19 protein-coding genes are annotated in these 19,615 nt (G+C 53.7%); 11 read left to right on the plus strand and 8 right to left on the minus strand.

All coding sequences use genetic code 11. From position 1 onward, the window contains the following. Positions 1-142 precede the first annotated feature (142 nt). Both IAE27_RS19195 and IAE27_RS19200 read left to right on the plus strand, forming a co-directional pair. A complete protein-coding gene (locus IAE27_RS19195) occupies positions 143-598 on the plus strand; it encodes a DUF4385 domain-containing protein (RefSeq protein ID WP_004114495.1) in 456 nt (151 codons plus the stop codon). Between the two features lie 273 nt (positions 599-871). Further along, the gene (locus tag IAE27_RS19200) at positions 872-2,170 is read left to right on the plus strand and encodes an MFS transporter (RefSeq protein ID WP_004104606.1); all 1,299 of its coding nucleotides are present in this window, start codon (positions 872-874) and stop codon (positions 2,168-2,170) included. A gap of 2 nt (positions 2,171-2,172) precedes the next feature. On the opposite strand, the gene IAE27_RS19205 is transcribed toward IAE27_RS19200, so the two are convergent. The 5 genes from IAE27_RS19205 to trxC form a co-directional block, all read right to left on the minus strand. Beyond that, entirely contained in the window at positions 2,173-2,499 is a 327-nt protein-coding gene (locus IAE27_RS19205; RefSeq protein ID WP_004104604.1) for a YfiM family lipoprotein, read from the minus strand. Positions 2,500-2,539: 40 nt separating this feature from the next. Beyond that, entirely contained in the window at positions 2,540-3,895 is a 1,356-nt protein-coding gene (gene pssA, locus IAE27_RS19210; protein WP_064398091.1) for a CDP-diacylglycerol--serine O-phosphatidyltransferase, read from the minus strand. Between the two features lie 93 nt (positions 3,896-3,988). Then, positions 3,989-6,667: a bifunctional acetate--CoA ligase family protein/GNAT family N-acetyltransferase gene (locus tag IAE27_RS19215; RefSeq protein ID WP_108704681.1), complete on the minus strand. Its 2,679-nt coding sequence runs from the start codon at positions 6,665-6,667 to the stop codon at positions 3,989-3,991. 35 nt (positions 6,668-6,702) lie between these two features. Next, on the minus strand, positions 6,703-7,401 hold the full coding sequence (locus IAE27_RS19220) for a tRNA-uridine aminocarboxypropyltransferase (protein WP_154022969.1): 699 nt from the start codon (positions 7,399-7,401) through the stop codon (positions 6,703-6,705). Positions 7,402-7,470: 69 nt separating this feature from the next. Further along, positions 7,471-7,896: a thioredoxin TrxC gene (gene trxC, locus IAE27_RS19225; RefSeq protein ID WP_004104599.1), complete on the minus strand. Its 426-nt coding sequence runs from the start codon at positions 7,894-7,896 to the stop codon at positions 7,471-7,473. Positions 7,897-8,099: 203 nt separating this feature from the next. Here trxC and IAE27_RS19230 point away from each other — a divergent pair, with 203 nt between their 5' ends. After that, positions 8,100-9,173, plus strand: coding sequence for a tRNA/rRNA methyltransferase (locus IAE27_RS19230; protein WP_004104598.1), 1,074 nt, complete (start codon positions 8,100-8,102; stop codon positions 9,171-9,173). Positions 9,174-9,278: 105 nt separating this feature from the next. Here IAE27_RS19230 and ung read toward each other — a convergent pair whose 3' ends face one another. Continuing rightward, entirely contained in the window at positions 9,279-9,968 is a 690-nt protein-coding gene (gene ung, locus IAE27_RS19235) for a uracil-DNA glycosylase (RefSeq protein ID WP_004104597.1), read from the minus strand. Positions 9,969-10,279: 311 nt separating this feature from the next. On the opposite strand from ung, the gene grcA reads away from it, so the two are divergent. Beyond that, positions 10,280-10,663, plus strand: a complete 384-nt coding sequence (gene grcA, locus IAE27_RS19240) for an autonomous glycyl radical cofactor GrcA (RefSeq protein ID WP_004104596.1) — start codon at positions 10,280-10,282, stop codon at positions 10,661-10,663. Between the two features lie 45 nt (positions 10,664-10,708). Here the strand turns inward: grcA and srmB are convergent, their stop codons facing one another. Beyond that, positions 10,709-12,040, minus strand: coding sequence for an ATP-dependent RNA helicase SrmB (gene srmB, locus IAE27_RS19245; protein ID WP_070555732.1), 1,332 nt, complete (start codon positions 12,038-12,040; stop codon positions 10,709-10,711). Between the two features lie 131 nt (positions 12,041-12,171). On the opposite strand from srmB, the gene trmN reads away from it, so the two are divergent. Beyond that, positions 12,172-12,912, plus strand: a complete 741-nt coding sequence (gene trmN / locus IAE27_RS19250; RefSeq protein ID WP_004104592.1) for a tRNA(1)(Val) (adenine(37)-N(6))-methyltransferase TrmN — start codon at positions 12,172-12,174, stop codon at positions 12,910-12,912. Here the strand turns inward: trmN and nadB are convergent. Next, on the minus strand, positions 12,897-14,516 hold the full coding sequence (gene nadB / locus IAE27_RS19255; RefSeq protein ID WP_070555730.1) for an L-aspartate oxidase: 1,620 nt from the start codon (positions 14,514-14,516) through the stop codon (positions 12,897-12,899). The genes trmN and nadB overlap by 16 nt on opposite strands. A 285-nt stretch (positions 14,517-14,801) precedes the next feature. Between nadB and rseD the strand changes: the two genes are divergently transcribed. The 6 genes from rseD to lepA all read left to right on the plus strand — a co-directional run bounded on the left by rseD (position 14,802) and on the right by lepA (position 19,615). Then, positions 14,802-14,900, plus strand: coding sequence for a rpoE leader peptide RseD (gene rseD / locus IAE27_RS29990; RefSeq protein ID WP_148720832.1), 99 nt, complete (start codon positions 14,802-14,804; stop codon positions 14,898-14,900). 39 nt (positions 14,901-14,939) lie between these two features. Next, positions 14,940-15,515, plus strand: coding sequence for an RNA polymerase sigma factor RpoE (gene rpoE, locus IAE27_RS19265; RefSeq protein ID WP_004104583.1), 576 nt, complete (start codon positions 14,940-14,942; stop codon positions 15,513-15,515). Between the two features lie 32 nt (positions 15,516-15,547). Next, positions 15,548-16,198 carry an anti-sigma-E factor RseA gene (gene rseA / locus IAE27_RS19270; protein ID WP_004104582.1) on the plus strand — a complete coding sequence of 217 codons (651 nt, stop codon included), beginning with the start codon at positions 15,548-15,550 and terminating at the stop codon, positions 16,196-16,198. After that, positions 16,198-17,154, plus strand: a complete 957-nt coding sequence (rseB, locus tag IAE27_RS19275) for a sigma-E factor regulatory protein RseB (protein ID WP_004104581.1) — start codon at positions 16,198-16,200, stop codon at positions 17,152-17,154. The genes rseA and rseB overlap by 1 nt, the downstream gene beginning before the upstream one ends. Further along, positions 17,151-17,630: a SoxR-reducing system protein RseC gene (rseC, locus tag IAE27_RS19280; RefSeq protein WP_004104579.1), complete on the plus strand. Its 480-nt coding sequence runs from the start codon at positions 17,151-17,153 to the stop codon at positions 17,628-17,630. Before rseB ends, rseC begins: the two co-directional genes overlap by 4 nt. 185 nt (positions 17,631-17,815) lie before the next feature. Further along, positions 17,816-19,615: a translation elongation factor 4 gene (gene lepA / locus IAE27_RS19285; RefSeq protein ID WP_004104577.1), complete on the plus strand. Its 1,800-nt coding sequence runs from the start codon at positions 17,816-17,818 to the stop codon at positions 19,613-19,615.

Raw genomic sequence — 19,615 nt, forward strand, 5'->3', positions numbered from 1 at the left:
GTTCTCCCTGTATCCAATATCCCTCATGAATCCTGCCGGATTTATGCTGTCTCCCTGTATAAGATCCAGAGTAATTCCTTCTCCACATTCCAGACTTATGTACCAGGCTTATAATATGTACCTGTGGGCATGAGAGAAAATAATGGCCATTAAGCCTTTTAATTACCAGCAAGACTTTTCCAGCATCGATTTTCGCCAGCACCCGGAGCTCTATCAGGTAGGAAGAGGAGAACAGGGCGTGTTGTTGGTTGAGCCCTATAAAAGCGAAATCCTTCCCTACTGGCGCTATAAAGATGAAGCATCCGCGACTGAATCTGCCAGGGAAATTTATCAGCTCTTCGAGTTTTATCGACAGCAGAATGATTTCGTTGGTATGGATATGGCGCGCAAATTTATTCAGATGGGCTACACCCGGGCAAGACGTTATGCCAATTACAAAGGTGGTAAAAAATATGCGAAGGATGGCTGCCTGAATCCACGTGGTAATGATCCTGTTAAGGCAGCAGCTGCGGCAGTCTTTAAACAATGGTGGGATAAACTTCGGCAGGATGAAGATTATCTCCAGAGAAAAAAGAAACATCAGGCTCAATGGGGGTAATTTTCAACCTCAATGTTCCTCGCCCCGCATAAATATTTACCGCGATTTAGCCTATATAAAAAACTGTATTGCCCGATCTTCACCATATTTCACTTTGTTAATCCTTAAGAATCTATTTTTAATCGCGAAAAGCTACATTACGAAAAAAAATGTGAATAGCATCACAAACTAAAAAATAACAATTATATAACATTTAATTTACTAACTGATTTGCCTGATGGCGCGGGGACACCCGATGAGGCAGATTGCAGTCTTTGCTGGAGCAGAATTACAATGACAGAAAGCAGTATTAGCGAACGTGAATCGCTGGAACATGCCGATACCCGGCGCCGTATATGGGCCATTGTTGGGGCATCGTCAGGGAATCTGGTGGAATGGTTTGATTTTTATGTCTATTCATTTTGCTCACTCTATTTCGCGCACATCTTCTTTCCTTCCGGGAATACCACAACCCAATTGTTACAAACGGCAGGAGTGTTTGCTGCCGGTTTTCTGATGCGTCCAATCGGGGGATGGATATTCGGGCGCATTGCTGATCGTCGTGGACGCAAAACTTCTATGCTGATTTCCGTATGCATGATGTGTTTTGGTTCACTGGTGATAGCCTGCCTGCCGGGTTATGCAACGATAGGAACCTGGGCTCCGGCTCTGCTTCTGCTTGCACGTTTATTCCAGGGATTATCCGTCGGGGGGGAATACGGTACCAGCGCCACCTATATGAGCGAAGTTGCCGTAGAAGGTAAGAAAGGGTTCTATGCCTCATTTCAGTACGTCACGCTGATTGGTGGTCAACTTCTGGCGGTGCTGGTTGTTGTTGCATTACAACAGATCCTCAGTGATGAAGATCTTCATGCCTGGGGATGGCGTATTCCGTTTGCCCTTGGCGCAGTCCTGGCCATCGTGGCCTTGTGGCTGCGACGCCAGTTGGACGAAACTTCTAAGCAGGAAACGCGCGCGTTAAAAGAGGCTGGTTCGTTCAAAGGGCTCTGGCGTAACCGCAAGGCATTTATTATGGTACTGGGCTTTACTGCCGCCGGGTCGTTAAGCTTTTATACCTTCACCACTTATATGCAAAAATATCTGGTCAATACCGCGGGTATGACAGCGGGCACCGCCAGCATGATTATGACCGCTGCTTTATTTGTTTATATGCTGGTTCAGCCGCTTTTTGGCGCCCTCTCGGACAAGATTGGCCGTCGTACCTCAATGCTCTGTTTTGGCGCGTTAGTCACCCTCTTTACCGTGCCGATTCTTAATGCGCTACAAAACGTGAGTTCGCCGTATGCGGCGTTTGCTCTGGTGATATGCGCCCTGCTGATCGTAAGTTTCTACACCTCAATCAGCGGCATTCTGAAGGCGGAAATGTTTCCGGCCCAGGTACGTGCTCTGGGCGTTGGGCTTTCTTACGCTGTAGCCAATGCGCTATTCGGCGGCTCGGCCGAGTATGTCGCACTGTCGCTAAAATCTGTGGGAATTGAGCACGCTTTTTACTGGTACGTGACCGTCATGGGGGCGATTGCTTTTCTGGTCTCTCTGACGCTGCATCGTAAAGGTAAAGGGCTGCGCTTGTAGATTTATTGATGTGCCAGCTGCCATACCGCATAGCCGGTTGTGGCGCCTGCCACATCCCAGGCGAAATCTTTCCAGCTCCAGCCGCTCCCCGACGGGCGGCTGTCCCATAGCTCCTTCGATGCCCCTAAGCTCACGGAAAACATAAAGCCAATAGCGCCGCTCCGGTCGCGACTATAGCCTTGATGCTGGGCATATTCGTTACCTGCGGCAGAAAGCATCGCTGAGGCGAGGAAGTGCTGGGCTTTGTCCTGACCGCTCCATGAATCATTGGCCATATGGCTGCAGCCGGTCAGTAGTAACAGCGGGGCAATAAGCATGATATTGCGCATACAAATTCCAGGAAAAAGCCCCGCTGAGCGGGGCGGAAATTCAAAGAATACGGCTGATAAGGCGGTCGATTCGAATACGTCGCAGGCGTCTGATCAGTTTGCGTACTTTTATCGGGTAGTCGGCAATACTTTGTAGATCGCGATAGTGCTTAACGATCGTGGTATGTTTACGGATGAGGCTGAGTTCTTTTTCGCGCATGGCACCAAGCTGATGCTTTGGATCGTGGATAAGAATCGCGTTTTCCAAATCCAGCCGCCATGCGCGCGGGTTCAGGTTATTGCCGGTCAGCAGCATCCACTCATCATCAACCCACATGCCTTTCAGGTGATAGCTGTTATCATCATCTTTCCATAAACGGACAATGAGCTGGTCAGTATTCACGTAATACTGCAGACGGCTCAGGAAGCGCCGCAGATTAATTTCATAAAGATAGGGCAGCGCGCCGATAATTTTAAATGGCTGATCTTCCGGAATATAGAAATCATTAGCGGTTTTATCGCCGACGATAATTTCGACTTTTTTGCCACTCCGCAACAGCTGAATGATATTACGTACCAGCAGAGCCGGCAGGTTGAAATAGGGGGTGCAGATAGTCAGCTTATGCTCAGCGCAGGGCATCAGATGGAAAATGGTTTTATTCAGTAGGCTCGTCTTGCCCAGGCCAACTAGCGGGGTTACCGACAGCTGCTCTTCGTCGGCATCGCCTGGGAAATGGTAGCGGCTATCGCGCAGCTCCTGGCGGTACTGGCGGATTTCATTCTTGATTTCCGGGCTTTTTGGGCGATCGGCCTTATCAAGGCGGTTAACGCCGCGACCTTGCACCAGGTTATTCGCAACCCAGTCAAACATCACATCGGCCATTTTCGCGTTGCGAATGCACTGGTAGCGATCATAACGATACTTATCGTGCTGATGCAGGTAAACGTCGTTCAGACTGGCGCCGCTGTAGAGAACGCAATCATCAATGATAAAGCCTTTGAAATGGAGGACGCCGAGAGCTTCCCGGGTATTGACCGGAACGCCATAAACCGGGATATCGACGCCAGGGTTCTCCTGCGCCATGCGGCAATACCAGTCGGCGTTGGTGTTTGACGCGGCGACGCCAATACGCCCGCGCTGGGCACGATGCCAGTCAACCAGCACCTGGACATCTAACTCGGGACGCTGACGCTTAGCGTCGTACAGCGCCTGCAAAATTCCTTTACCGCCATCATCCTGTTCCAGATAGAGCGCAATGATACAAATACGCTGGGTGGCTTGAGCTATCCTGGCCAGTAACGCTTGCCGAAAATCTGCCGGAGCGTAAAAGAACTCGATATCATCAACTGACTGAGAAAGCTTAGGGAGTTGGGCAAGGTGTTGTTGATGTTTATTGCGTTTAAATTTTGACAACATCACAGTGCGTTTCTTCTCTGTTTATTGAAGGGTCTTCTGTACCATGCAGACGACGTAAGCGGGCAATAATACCATTACTACCCGTTAAAGTAGTCAACAATTGCGGCCAGCCGATTGTAATTGCTCAGATACAAGCTGTAGAGACAAACTGACAATTCCATCTTCAAGCTGAATATCAACTGAGAATCCTAGCTTTCTGGCGAGTCCAATCATGCCTTTATTATTAGGCATAGTAATGCCATTCAGCCGCTGCAGACCGTGACTTTGCGTATAGGCAATGAGCTTTTCCAGTAGCTTACGGCCTAAACCCATACCCTTTAAATCAGAGCGCACCAGTACGGCAAACTCGGCATCGATGTTATCCGGGTCGGAGATCGCTCGCGTCACGCCGAGGATCTCATTCCCTTCAGCCGTCGTGCGCACGGCAACAAAGGCCATTTCTCGATCGTAGTCGATCTGCGTCATGTTAGCTAAATCATCGTGAGTAAATTCGTTGATTTCGCTGAAGTAACGATAATAAAGATCTTCCTTCGTGACCTGCGCAATAAAGGCCAGCAGCTGCGGCTCATCTTCCGGGAGTATGGGACGGAAAAGGCAGCGTTCGCCATTCTTCATCACCACCCACTCCTCCTGCTGCTGCGGATAAGGGCGGATGGCCAGGCGGCTTTCACTATCGCCAGTGAACGGCGCGAGAGTTAACGTGACGTCAAGGGCGGTAAACTCGTGACCGGAAGCCAGCAGAGGGTGGATATCGAGGCGCTGGATTTCCGGGCAGTCGACGATCAAATTCGATACCTGTACCAGTAGCTGACTCAGGCCGGGAATATCGAGCGGGCGCAGCGCGCTGCGCCCGCGCACTTTTTTGCTTTGGATGGCCTGGATGACCAGGTAGCGCGCAAGGTTCATATTGAGCGGCGGGAGTGCGACGGCGGCCTGATCTTCTGCTCGCCATTCGACGCCGCCTTCGCCCAGCATGATCAGCGGTCCAAAAACCGGATCGTGCTCGACGACGACCCGCAGCTCCTGCGCCCCGGCTCGATTGGCCATGCTTTGCACCAGCAGTCCGTGAATACGCGCCTGCGGCCAGGTCATTTTGACGCGATCGATAATCGCGTCCGCGGCCTGCTGTACCTCGGTAGCCGTACGTAGGTAAAGCATGACCCCCTGGACTTCCGACTTATGGGGGATGTCTGGCGAGCGGAGCTTGAGCGCGACGGGGTAACCTATCTGTTCGGCGATATGCACGGCCTCGGCGCTATCTGCGGCAATCCACGTCGGTAGAGTATGAATACCGTAAGCGCGCAGAACAGGACTCACTTCATGGGTATCCAGCGTGGTGGCACCTTCATTGATTGCGCGTTGTAACAGACTATGCGCTTCGGCTGTGTTAGTGGCTAATGAGACTGGCAGTACCGGGGTCTCTCTGAGCTGCTTCTGGTTACGCCGGTATTCCACCATATGCATAAACGCGGTTATCGTCCCTTCGGGGGTGCGATAGGTCGGTAGTCCCGCATCGCTAAACAGACGACGCGCCTCTTGCGATGAAAACTCACCGCACCAGTTAGTCAGAACCGTAACGTATTTACCGCGCGGATGGCGCTTCAGGGCGTCAATCAGCGCCAGCGCGCTTTCCGTCCCCGGAGCAGCAGCGCTGGGTGAATGGATCACCAGCAGCGCGTCGTAATCATGGCTATCCAGCAGCACGTTCAGCGCTTTGAGGTAATGCTCGCTACTGGCGTCATCGCGGAGATCCAGTGGGTTAGCGATATCCATGGTTTCAGGCAACGCCTGGCGGAGAAGAGCGCTGGTCTCTTCGCTGAGAGCGGCAAGTTTGCCGTTGCGCAGCCAAAGCTCATCCAGCGCCAGCGCAGCCGGCGCTGCGCCGTTACTGATAATCATGAGTTTCTCGCCGCGCAGTGGGCGCATATGGCTGAGGGTTTCCACCGCAGAGAACAGTTCGTGAGTATCCTGAACCCGCAACAAACCCGCGCGCTGAATAGCGGCGTCCCAGGCCGGATCCATACCGGAATTGACGTGCAGCAGCTTTTGCGCCGCCGGACTACGCCCGCTTTTGATCACCAGGATAGGCTTATTGCGCGACGCGCTACGGGCCGCGGAGACAAAGCGACGGGCGTCGCTAAGGTGTTCAAGATAGAGCAGAATAGCGCTGGTTTTACTGTCGCGAGCAAGGAAATCGAGCAGGTCATCAACGTCGATATCCAGGCTATCGCCGAGCGCAATAAAGTAAGAAAACCCCATTTCGCGCTGCTGGGCCCAGTCGAGGATGGTGTTGGATACGGCCGCCGATTGCGAAATAAACGCCAGTTTACCGCGATGGATAGGAACCGGCGAAAAGCTGGCGTTAAGGCCCTGCCAGGGCGCAAGCAGGCCGAGACTATTCGGCCCGAGCAGGCGCATTTGATAGCGGGCTGCGCATTCAAGCAGCGCGGGATACTGTTCGGGTAGGGAAGAGAGAATAATGCAGGTCTTACACCCTTTTTGCCCCAATGCTTCCAGAAGCTCAAGGTTTCTTCGGGCATTGGTGCAAAGCACCGCGAGATCGGGGGTAAAGGGCAGGCTGTTGACGTCAGGCCAGGCCAGTACGCCCTGAACCGCTTTCCACGCCGGCGTAACGGGAAGGACAGGGCCGTTAAATCCGCCAGCCAGCAGGTTGCGCATCATCAGATAACCGGCGCGCTGTGGTTTCATTGATGCGCCGATAACGGCGATCGATTTCGGCCGCAGCAATGCTTCGAGGCCTCGTTGGCTCATTCCGGTCTCCTTTGATCCCCAGTGACCGAATGATTTTAAACGTTTTCTGTTAGTTGTGCTGTGATACCGCCCTTATGCTGCGTTTTTCCTGCCAGATAGCGCGTTCTGAATAAGCTGAAATGATCGCCAAGTGCGCTGGCTGCGGTGACATCCCCCGCAAGATCCAGCAGCGCTATGGCGACTTCAGCGGTACAGTATTGGCCTTCTGCATGGGCTTCTCGCAGGCGATAAGCGGAGACGCGGGACAGATCAACGGAAATCATCGGCAGCGCATCAAGCCAGGGACTTTTGCGGAACATTTTTCGCGCCTCGGGCCAGGTGCCGTCGAGCATAATAAACAGCGGAGGTTTGCCGGGAAGCGGTGCGTCAAGTACCCGGCGCCCGGCGCTGGCATAGGAGGCCGGAAAAACCACCGTTGGCTGATATCTCGCGTCGGCAACGAGATCGAGAAGCGCCTGCGGCGGTTCGGTTCGCGACCATTGAAAGGCTTCCGTATCCGGCAGGATATCGGCAATCAGGCGTCCGGTATTGCTGGGCTTCATTGGCTCGGTATCGAACATCACCAGGCAAAAACGGCTGGTGGCGGCAACGGGATTAAGGGTCGCGCAGAGGCACTGTTTCAACGGCAGCAAACAGCGCTGGCAGCGGTGAATACGGTTGCCGCGAGCAAGAAAAGGCCGGGTGGCGCGCGCGAGACGTTCGGCGCGAAGGCGAAGGACGGCGTTATCAGTCATGGGGATCGCTAAGAAAAAACGCCATTGTCGCAGAGGTAAAAACGGGGCACAAGCGGTGCCCCGTCGGGTTTATTGCTGGCCGGCTTCGTTCAACCAGCTATCGAAAGGTGCTTTTGGTACGGCGCCGTTCAGCATGTCGATGACTTCGCCATTTTTGAACATCATAATGGTCGGGATACTGCGGATGCGGAAGCGGGCGCTCAGTTCGCGTTCCATTTCGGTATTCACTTTCACGAACCGCATTTCGCCGCTGCGCTCTTCAGCCACATCTTCGAAAATGGGCGCAAAGTTACGGCAGGGGCCGCACCACGGCGCCCAGAAATCAACGACAACGGGCAGATCGTCCTTCAGCAGTTTATCCAGCGTTGCCCCGGTCGCGTTGATCACATCGCCGTCAAAAAGATCGTGGCCGCAGCGCCCGCATTTCGCGCCATCAGCGCTACGATCGTCGGGGATGCGGTTCAGAGCCTGACAACTGGCACAAACGGTATTCATAACTAACCTCTGGTTATGGGTTGCAGCGCGGCACGTGGCCGATTTGTTTCTGTAATGTTACATATTATCGATGCAGTACTAATAAAGGACAATGAGTTTTATTCAATGATTACGATAGACTCAGGCTTTTAAATGAAATAATGGCTAAGTGATGGCACATCGGGTAATCTGCGCGCTTCGCGCAGCGCAGGTGGAGAAAATGAATGAGCGACGACGAACTGAAAAATAAAAGCGGCAAGGTCAAAGTGATGTATGTCCGCAGTGATGATGATTCTGACCGACGTACCCATAACCCGCGTACCGGGAAAGGTGGGGGACGCCCAGGAAAGTCTCGTGTTGACGGTCGTAACCGCCCTGCGCGCGATGAAAGAGACAGCCGCGGTGGCGATCGTAAACGTGACGATCGCAAGCGTGAAGGCTTCGGCGGTGAGGGTTCCTCTCCGTGGCGTACCGTATCCCGCGCGCCGGGTGATGAGGCGCCGGTAAAAGCGGATCACGGCGGGATCAGCGGAAAAAGCTTTATCGATCCTGAAGTGCTGCGTCGCCAGCGCGCGGAAGAGACCCGCGTTTACGGCGAAAATGCCTGCCAGGCGCTTTTCCAGAGCCGTCCGGACGCTATTGTGCGCGCCTGGTTTATCCAGAGCGTGACTCCGCGCTTCAAAGAAGCCCTGCGCTGGATGGCGGCTAACCGTAAAGCTTATCACGTCGTTGATGAAGCAGAGCTGGCGAAAGCGTCCGGCACTGAACACCACGGCGGAGTTTGCTTCCTGATTAAAAAACGTCATGGCACCTCTGTTGAGCAGTGGGTGGCGAAAGCCGACGCTGAAGATTGCGTGCTGGCGCTGGAAGATGTCGGCAACCCGCACAACCTTGGCGCCATCATGCGCAGCTGCGCGCACTTCGGCGTTAAGGGCGTAATTGTGCAGGATGCTGGCGTTATGGAGTCCGGTGCCGCGATTCGCACCGCAGAAGGCGGGGCAGAACACGTTGAACCGATTACGGGCGACAGCTTTATCGATACGCTTGAGCGCTTCCGTAAAGCGGGCTACGCGATTGTTTCAACTTCCAGCCATAACGGGACTCCGCTGTTTAAAGCCGAGCTGCCGAAGAAGATGGTGCTGGTATTAGGGCAGGAGAGCGACGGTCTGTCTGATGCCGCTATCTCCAGCGCCGATCTGAATATTGCTATCGAAGGCACCGGCAACGTTGAAAGCCTGAACGTTTCCGTGGCAACCGGCGTGCTGCTGGCAGAATGGTGGCGACAGAACAAAGCTTGATAGCTTGTCGCAGAACGATAAATGCCAGCGTAATGCTGGCATTTACATTGTCATCCTTAAATCACCTCCTGGGAGGTGGTGATTGATTTTTAACACTGGTCTGCTTTATTCGCTCTCAGCCGGCAGCCGGGGTAGCCAGTCAATAGGCGCTTCGCCGCGTTCAGCCAGCCATTCATTCGCCAGGACGAAATGATTACAGCCGAAGAAGCCGCGGTGCGCGGAGAGCGGTGACGGATGCGGCGCTTTGAGCACGCAATGGCGCTGGCGATCGATAATCGCGCCTTTCTTTTGCGCATGTGAACCCCACAGCAAAAATACAACCCCTTCCCGATGCTGGTTAATCAGTGAAATCACTTTATCGGTAAAGGTTTCCCATCCGAGACTAGCATGAGAGTGCGCTTGCCCGGCGCGTACCGTTAATACGGTATTAAGCAGCAAAACCCCCTGACGCGCCCAGCTTTCGAGATAACCATGATTTGGGCGCTGAAAGCCCGGGATCGTGCCTTCCAGCTCTTTATACATGTTCAGCAGAGAAGGAGGGGTCGCAACGCCCGGTAAAACAGAGAAGGCAAGACCGTGTGCCTGGCCTGGTCCGTGGTAGGGATCCTGACCGAGGATCACCACTTTGACGTCGCTTAGCTCGGTATAGCGAAACGCGTTGAAAACGTCTTTTTGTGGAGGATAGATAGTGATGCCCGATTGCCGCTCTTCAGCAACCGTTTTTAAGGTATTAACAAACCAGGGTTGCTGCTTCTCTTCTGCCAGCACATCGTGCCAGGTTAATGGGGTGGTCATTTTGCTCTCCTGCAAAGTGTCATTGCCATAGCTTAACTGCATCTTTCTACAACACAAAATTTACGCCATCCCACTGGCGTTCTTTGTGCAAAAAAAATTGAAAACTTACAAATTTTTTTGCTGAAGGATGTAGCGTAACTTGATGTAAAACAATAATATCTGCCTATACCCACTTTTATGATGGGGTTTTTGTTGATTTAAATCAAAGAATGCCGGATGCCCGGCTGATATATATACACTCATACAACAATGGTTTTACCAATTGGCCGCGAAGGCCAATAATCGAACAAACACTGCCTGGGAGGCATAAAATGATTACTGGTATCCAAATTACTAAAGCTGCAAATGACGACCTGCTGAACTCTTTCTGGCTGCTGGATAGCGAAAAAGGCGAAGCCCGCTGCCTGTGCGCAAAGGCCGGTTTTGCTGAAGATGACGTGGTTGCGGTGAGCAATCTGGGCGAGATCGAATACCGTGAGATCCCGGTAGACGTGAAACCTGAAGTTCGCGTTGAAGGCGGTCAGCATCTGAACGTGAACGTTCTGCGTCGCGAAACTCTGCTGGATGCGGTTGAACATCCGGAAAAATATCCGCAGCTGACCATTCGCGTTTCTGGCTATGCGGTGCGCTTTAACTCCCTGACGCCGGAACAGCAGCGCGACGTTATCGCCCGTACTTTTACCGAAAGCCTGTAAGACTCAACTTTGATGTAAAAACGCCGGGATATCCCGGCGTTTTTTTTACTCTTCGTTTGGCTTCTGCGCGGTATCCGCTCCGCTTGGTTTACGACGCTTACCAATGTTTTTGGTATCGCGGTGGCGTTTTTTCACGCGCGGCTTCTCTTTTTCTTTCTCTTTCTTCTCTGCACGCTTCGCTAATACTTTCCTGGACGGTTTACCGGTTTGCTTCTCGCTTGGCGCGCGGGTAGTTGGGCGCAGCTCATCAATAACGCGGGCTTTTAGCGGCTCTTCAGTATAGCGGCCAATTTTACCCAGCAGCAGATGATCGTGGGCTTCAACCAGTGAAATAGCCGTACCTTTTTTACCCGCCCGGCCGGTACGACCAATACGGTGCAGGTAAATATCGGCCGTGCGCGGCAGGTCGAAGTTAAATACGTGGCTTACGTCCGCGATGTCGATTCCGCGTGCGGCAACATCGGTAGCGATTAACACGTTAATTCGACCATCGGTCAGGCGGCTAATTGCTTCATTACGTTTCGCCTGCACCATCTCGCCTTCCAGCCAGCAGGTATTGATACCCGCTTCACGCAGCCAGCCCGCCAGTTCATGAACGCGCTCGCGCTTACGTACGAAGACGATAGAGCGCGTCGCTTCCGGCTGCTTCAGCAGATGGACCAGCAGAGCGGTCTTGTGCTTGACGTCATCGGCACGGTAATACCACTGGTGAATTTTTTTACGCTCGCGGGTGGAGGGCGTTGCCGAGACCTCTACCGGTTCTTCCAGCAGGCGCTCAGCAAAATCTTTAATGGCGTCACCTTCGAGGGTGGCGGAGAACAGCATCGTCTGCTTACGCCAGCGGGTTTCACCGGCAATGTGTTCGATATCCTGCGCGAAGCCCATATCCAGCATGCGGTCCGCTTCATCAAGGATCAGGGTTTCAACGGCGCGGCAATCAAAGTTTTCTTCTTTAATATACTGCAGCAGGCGGCCGGTCGTGGCGACCACAATATCCTGGTTCTCGCTGAACACTTCAGCATGGTTCATATAGGCGACACCGCCGGTAATGGTGGCGATATCCAGATGAGTATGTTTTGCCAGCTCACGCGCGTGGTCGGCAACCTGCATTGCCAGTTCGCGAGTTGGGGTCAGGATAAGAATGCGCGGCGGACCAGATTTCTTGCGCGGAAAATCGAGCAGATGCTGCAACGCGGGCAGAAGATACGCCGCCGTTTTACCGGTGCCTGTCGGGGCTGAACCGAGAATATCACGGCCATCAAGCGCAGGCGGAATAGCGGCGGCCTGAATGGCTGTCGGGCGTGTGAAACCTTTGTCCTGGAGAGCGTCCAGCAGGTTTTCGTCGAGTTCAAGTTCGGAAAAAGTCGTTACAGTCATGATCTACCTCTGAGTGGACCGCCGATTATAGACGTTACGGACGCAATGTTCATCTGTTTGTAAGGCTATCTGTTCTCCGGTATTGTGCATAGCCTTACGCTCAGGAGTTTTTGTCCGCAAGGTTATCGAGGATGTCCCAGTCGAAGTTCGCGCTGCCGCGCAATGGTTTTACGTTTAAGCAGTTTTTTGTCGCCCACGATCGCTGTGCGATGAAAGTGGGTACCGACGGCATTTTACTTGGCGCATGGGCCCCGATCGCGCAGGTTAAGCGCGTGCTGGATATCGGCGCGGGCAGCGGCCTGTTAGCCCTGATGCTCGCGCAGCGTACCGGGGAAACGGTCATCGTGGATGCCGTGGAGCTGGACGAAGAGGCGGCACAACAGGCGCGAGAAAACGCCGCGGATTCTCCATGGGCCGGGCGTCTGCAGATTCATCAGGCCGATATTCAACAATGGCAGCCGCGGCAAACCCGACGCTATGAGCTGATTGTCAGCAACCCGCCTTTTTTCGCAGAAGGCGTACCTTGCGCCACCTCGCAGCGCGAGCAGGCTCGATACACTTCCTCTCTCGATCACGCAACATTATTAACCTGCGCCGCCGAACTTATTACGGAAGAGGGGTTTTTCTGCGTCGTGCTTCCGGTCGACATCGGTAACGCGTTTGTGCAGCGGGCGCAGAATATGGGCTGGCATCTGCGTCTACGAACGGATGTCGCGGAAACGGAAATGCGCCCGCCGCATCGGGTTCTGCTGGCTTTTTCGCCGTCGGCGGGGGAAGAGTGCTTTAGCGACAGATTAGTTATCCGCGGGCCAGAGCAGCAATATTCCGAAGGATTTACCGCTTTGACCCAGGATTTTTATCTTTTTATGTGAGCCAGCGGCGAGAGCACCGACGGTCCGCTGTCGGGCTGCTGCTCTGGATAGTCCAGCGTATAGTGAAGCCCGCGGCTCTCTTTACGCTGCATGGCACAGCGTACAATCAGCTCAGCAACCTGTACCAGGTTACGCAGCTCCAGCAAATTATTAGAGACACGGAAGCGGGCGTAGTATTCGTCCAGCTCCTGTTGCAGCATAGTAATACGGCGCAGGGCGCGTTCAAGACGACGAGTGGTACGCACGATGCCGACATAATCCCACATCAGCAAGCGCAGCTCATGCCAGTTGTGCTGTATTACGACCAGTTCATCAGGTATTTCGACCTGGCTTTCGTCCCAGGAAGGCAGTTTATTGACCGCCTGAGCGAACGGCATACGCTTAACGATATCTTCGGCAGCGGACCAGCCGTAAACAAGGCACTCCAGCAATGAATTTGAAGCCATACGGTTAGCGCCGTGTAATCCCGTGTAGCTCACTTCGCCAATGGCGTACAGCCCGTCAACATCAGTGCGCCCATGATCGTCAACCATCACGCCGCCGCAGGTATAATGTGCCGCCGGCACAATAGGAACTGGCTCTTTTGTCAGGTCAATGCCCAGCCCCAGCAGCTTCTCATAGATCATCGGGAAGTGGTGGCGGATAAATTCTGCCGGTTTATGGCTGATATCGAGATACATACAGTCAACGCCCAGGCGCTTCATCTCATGATCGATCGCTCTGGCGACAATGTCGCGCGGAGCCAGTTCGCCGCGCTCGTCAAATTCCGGCATAAACCGTGTGCCGTCCGGACGTTTCAACAGTGCGCCCTCGCCGCGCAGCGCTTCCGTTAACAGGAAATTGCGCGCTTGCGGATGGTACAGCGCCGTTGGGTGAAACTGATTAAATTCCAGATTGGCGACCCGACAGCCGGCTCGCCAGGCCATTGCAATACCATCCCCGGAAGAGACGTCAGGGTTGGTCGTATATTGATAAACCTTCGCTGCGCCGCCGGTCGCCAGCACCACAGCTTTTGCGCTGCAGGTCTCAACCGCTTCTTTATTACGGTTCCAGATCCAGGCTCCCACAACGCGCCGCGTTCCCGGCAGGCCGATTTTATCGGAGAGAATCAGATCAACGGCGTTGCTGCGCTCCAGCACCCGGATATTAGGGTGGGCCAGCGCCTTGCTCACCAGGGTGGTCTCTACGGCTTTCCCGGTCGCATCGGCGGCGTGGAGGATACGGCGGTGACTGTGCCCCCCTTCGCGCGTCAGGTGATAGCTCGCTTCGCCGTTTGCCCGTACCTCAGTATCGAACAAAACGCCCTGATCGATAAGCCATTGAACGCAGGGTTTAGCGTTGCGCGCAACAAAGGAGACCGCATGGCGATCGCAAAGACCCGCTCCGGCAATCAGAGTATCTTCGATGTGGGATTCAACGCTGTCGGTTTCATCAAACACGGCGGCGATGCCGCCTTGCGCATAGAAAGTAGACCCTTCACTAATTGGGCCTTTGCTGAGAACGGTGACCGTACAGCGTTCCGCCAGGCGCAGGGCGAGAGATAAACCAGCAGCGCCGCTGCCAACAATTAGCACATCACAGGAGGAATCAGGAGTTGTATTCATAGTCTTTGTTTAATTTACTAAACACGATTACCGAACAATAGCACCAGACAGCGATAATTCGTACACTTTTTTTACTGCTGGTTGTGCAGGCTAAACATGGAGTCACAATGTGGCGGGAGATACGTCTACGAAAGGTTTTGCGAAGCCGCTCGGTAGCTTCAGATTTTATAGTGAAATAAAAGTCGGGTTACGTTACCCTTCTGGCGGGTCTTGCGCTTTTTCTTATTATCTTACATATCGTTTAGCTACCGGGACATATAATGAGAGATAACAATCCGTCAGCCGGTGCCGAACGAAAAACAAAGGCGTAACGGAACTTTATTGTTTTCAGACACTCCAACCCTCTGCTTGCTCATTTATGCAGTAATTGGGTGGTGTTTTTGAATACGCATGGGAATTGGGTTTGGGGAGACATTACCTCGGATGAGCGAGCAGTTAACGGATCAGGTCCTTGTTGAACGGGTCCAGAAAGGAGATCAGAAAGCATTTAACCTGCTGGTGGTACGCTATCAGCATAAGGTTGCAAGCCTGGTCTCCCGCTACGTGCCGCCGGGCGATATCGCTGACGTTGTTCAGGAGTCGTTCGTTAAAGCATGGCGTGCGCTGGATTCTTTCCGGGGGGATAGTGCTTTTTACACCTGGTTATATCGCATTGCCGTAAACACGGCGAAGAATTATCTGGTTGCTCAGGGGCGCCGTCCGCCATCCAGCGATGTTGATGCAAATGATGCTGAAAACTTCGAAAGCGGTGGGGCGTTGAAAGAAATTTCGAACCCTGAGAACTTAATGTTGTCAGAAGAGCTGAGACAGATAGTCTTTCGTACCATTGAGTCGCTTCCGGAGGATTTACGCATGGCAATTACCCTGCGGGAGCTGGATGGCATGAGCTATGAAGAAATAGCCGCCATCATGGATTGTCCGGTGGGCACAGTGCGTTCACGCATCTTCCGGGCGCGAGAAGCTATTGATAATAAAGTTCAACCGCTCATCAGGCGTTGACGATAGCGGAATACTGGAAAAGGGTATCAGGCATGCAGAAAGAAAAACTTTCGGCCTTAATGGATGGTGAAACGCTGGATAACGAACTGCTCAATGAGCTGGAGCGTTCATCTGAAATGCAAAAAACCTGGGAGAGCTACCATCTCATCCGCGATACGCTGCGAGGCGATACGAGTGAGATGCTCCATTTTGATATCTCAGCTCGCGTCATGGCCGCCATTGAAAACGAGCCCGTTCGTCAGACGGTTCCTCTTATTCCGGAATCTCAGCCCGCACCGCACCAGTGGCGTCAGATGCCTTTCTGGCAAAAAGTTCGCCCGTGGGCCAGTTCGCTCACCCAGATGGGCGTTGCCGCCTGCGTGTCTCTGGCTGTGATTGTTGGCGTTCAACAGTATAATGGCCAGTCTGATACCTCTCAGCAGCCGGAAGCGCCGGTGTTTAACACCATGCCGATGATGGGTAAGGCCAGCCCGGTTAGCCTGGGCGTACCGGCGGATGCCTCAGCAGGTACCGGCCAGCAGGCTCAAGTGCAGGAACAGCGCCGCAGAATTAATGCTATGCTGCAGGATTATGAATTGCAGCGTCGCCTGCATGCGGAACAGCTGCAGTTTGGCCAGGCCCAGACTCAACAAGCCGCTGTTCAGGTGCCGGGCTATCAAACTTTAGGAACGCAATCGCAGTAATGAAGCAACTTTGGTGTGCCATGTCGCTCATGGCAGGCAGCCTGTTCTTCTCCGTCAACGCCTCGGCTGATACATCGTCCGGGGCGTTGTTGCAGCAGATGAATCTGGCCAGCCAGTCCCTTAATTACGAGCTCTCTTTCGTCAGCATCAACAAGCAGGGTGTTGAGTCGCTGCGCTATCGACACGCTAAACTGGATAATCGCACTCTGGCTCAGCTTCTCCAGCTCGACGGCCCCCGTCGGGAAGTGGTGCTGCGCGGAACGGAGATTAGCTACTTTGAACCCGGGCTCGATCCTTTTACGCTAAACGGCGACTATATTGTTGATTCGCTGCCCTCGCTGGTTTACTCCGACTTTAAACGCCTTTCATCCTATTACGACTTCATTTCCGTTGGGCGTACGCGTATTGCCGATCGTCTATGCGATGTGGTTCGCGTCGTGGCTCGCGATGGTACCCGCTATAGCTATATTGCCTGGCTGGATGCGGAAACTAAGCTTCCGCTGCGGGTGGATCTGCTTGATCGGGATGGCGAAACGCTTGAGCAGTTCCGGGTGGTCTCCTTCAACGTTGGCGATAATGTCAGCGCCAGCATGGAAACCCTGTCTAAAGCTAATCTACCTCCTCAGCTGTCCGTTCCGGAGGGGGGCAATAAGGCCAACTTTAACTGGGCGCCAACCTGGCTGCCGCAGGGTGTTGCCGAAGTGTCCAGCAGCCAGCGTCGCCTGCCCACTTTCGATGGGCCGGTAGAGTCCCGATTGTATTCCGACGGGCTGTTTAGTTTCTCCATTAATATCAATCGCGCCACGGCAAATAGCACCGATCAGCTACTGCGTACCGGCCGTCGTACCGTAGCGACTACCGTGCGTGATAACGCAGAAATCACCATTGTTGGCGAGCTGCCTCCGCAAACCGCCAAGCGGATTTCCGACAGTATCAAATTCAGGGCAGTACAATGATTAAAGAGTGGGCGACGGTTGTTTCCTGGGACAATGGCGTTGCGCTGGTGCATTGCGATGTCAAAGCCTCTTGCAGCAGCTGCGCTTCTCGCGCCGGTTGCGGAAGCCGGGTGCTGAATAAGCTAGGGCCGCAAACCAGCCATACCATTAGCGTTCCCTGCGAACAGCCGCTGTCGGCCGGGCAAAAGGTCGAGCTGGGTATTGCCGAGAGCAGCCTGCTAGGGTCGGCAGTATTGGTCTATATGGCGCCGTTAGTGGGTTTGTTCGTAATGGCATCAATATTCCAGGTGCTGTTTGCCAATGATTTCGCCTCCCTCTGCGGGGCGATACTGGGCGGCGTCGGCGGGTTTCTGGTAGCGCGCGGCCTCTCGCCGGGCCTGGCTTCCCGGCAGTCGTGGCAGCCGGTGATTCTTAGCGTCGGTTTACCGCCAGATTTAGTCCGCATCGAGACGACTTCCTCACCATTGGGTCAGTGATTTCACTGGCCCTTATCTTTATTTACAACTCACGCAAGAACTCGTCATTTACTCCAGCTATGCTAGCGGTAAGAGCATTTCCTGGTTTCGTGGTTGTAGTGTAGAATGCGGCGTTTTCGGATTAAAAAACGTCAGGCACAGTACTGCGGCCTCATGATTCGCGTAAGGCATAATTAACTCTAAATATGAAGAATATACGTAACTTTTCAATCATCGCTCACATCGACCACGGTAAGTCGACATTGTCTGACCGAATTATCCAGATTTGCGGTGGCCTTTCCGATCGTGAAATGGCAGCCCAGGTTCTGGACTCCATGGATCTTGAACGTGAGCGCGGTATTACCATCAAGGCGCAGAGCGTCACCCTCGATTACAAAGCGTCTGATGGCGAAACCTATCAGCTGAACTTTATCGACACGCCCGGCCACGTCGACTTCTCTTATGAAGTTTCTCGTTCGCTTGCTGCCTGTGAAGGCGCTTTGCTGGTGGTTGATGCGGGGCAGGGCGTAGAAGCCCAGACGCTAGCTAACTGCTATACGGCGATGGAAATGGACCTGGAAGTGGTTCCGGTCCTGAACAAAATTGACCTGCCGGCGGCCGATCCGGAGCGCGTGGCGGAAGAAATTGAAGACATCGTCGGTATCGATGCTACCGATGCGGTGCGCTGTTCTGCAAAGACCGGCGTTGGCGTGCCGGACGTGCTAGAACGCCTGGTGCGCGACATTCCGCCGCCGGAAGGCGACCCGGAAGCGCCGCTGCAGGCTCTGATCATCGACTCCTGGTTCGATAACTACCTCGGCGTCGTCTCTCTGGTGCGTATCAAAAACGGCACCATGCGTAAAGGCGATAAAATTAAGGTGATGAGTACCGGGCAGGTGTATAACGCCGACCGCCTGGGCATCTTCACGCCGAAACAGGTTGACCGTACCGAGCTGAAATGCGGCGAGGTAGGCTGGCTGGTTTGCGCCATCAAAGATATTCTCGGCGCGCCGGTCGGCGATACGCTGACTCTCTCTCGCAACCCGGCGGAAAAAGCGCTGCCAGGCTTTAAAAAGGTTAAACCGCAGGTTTACGCCGGCCTGTTCCCGGTCAGTTCTGATGATTACGAGAACTTCCGCGATGCGCTGGGCAAACTGAGCCTTAACGATGCCTCTCTGTTCTACGAACCGGAAAGCTCCACCGCGCTGGGCTTCGGTTTCCGCTGCGGCTTCCTGGGTCTTCTGCATATGGAGATCATCCAGGAGCGTCTTGAGCGTGAATATGACCTGGATCTGATCACCACGGCGCCGACGGTCGTTTATGAAGTAGAAACCACCTCGAAAGAAGTTATTTACGTCGATAGCCCGTCCAAGCTGCCGCCGCTGAACAATATTCAGGAGCTGCGCGAGCCGATCGCCGAGTGTCATATGCTGCTGCCGCAGGAGTTTTTAGGCAACGTCATTACCCTGTGTATCGAAAAACGCGGCGTACAGACCAATATGGTCTATCACGGCAATCAGGTTGCGTTGACCTATGAAATTCCGATGGCGGAAGTGGTGCTCGACTTCTTTGACCGTCTGAAGTCTACTTCCCGCGGCTATGCCTCGCTGGACTACAACTTCAAACGCTTCCAGGCCTCCAATATGGTGCGCGTGGATGTGTTGATTAACGGCGAGCGCGTGGATGCGCTGGCGCTGATCACGCATAACGATAATGCGCCGTATCGCGGCCGCGAACTGGTTGAGAAGATGAAAGAGCTGATCCCGCGTCAGCAGTTCGATATCGCTATCCAGGCTGCTATCGGCAACCACATCATTGCCCGTTCTACCGTTAAACAGCTGCGTAAAAACGTCCTGGCGAAATGCTATGGCGGCGACGTCAGCCGTAAGAAAAAGCTGCTGCAGAAGCAGAAAGAAGGTAAGAAACGAATGAAGCAGGTCGGTAACGTTGAGCTGCCGCAGGAAGCGTTCCTCGCCATTCTGCACGTTGGTAAAGACGGCAAATAA

The organism is Klebsiella sp. S69, from assembly GCF_016516145.1.
GTDB lineage: Bacteria > Pseudomonadota > Gammaproteobacteria > Enterobacterales > Enterobacteriaceae > Klebsiella > Klebsiella oxytoca.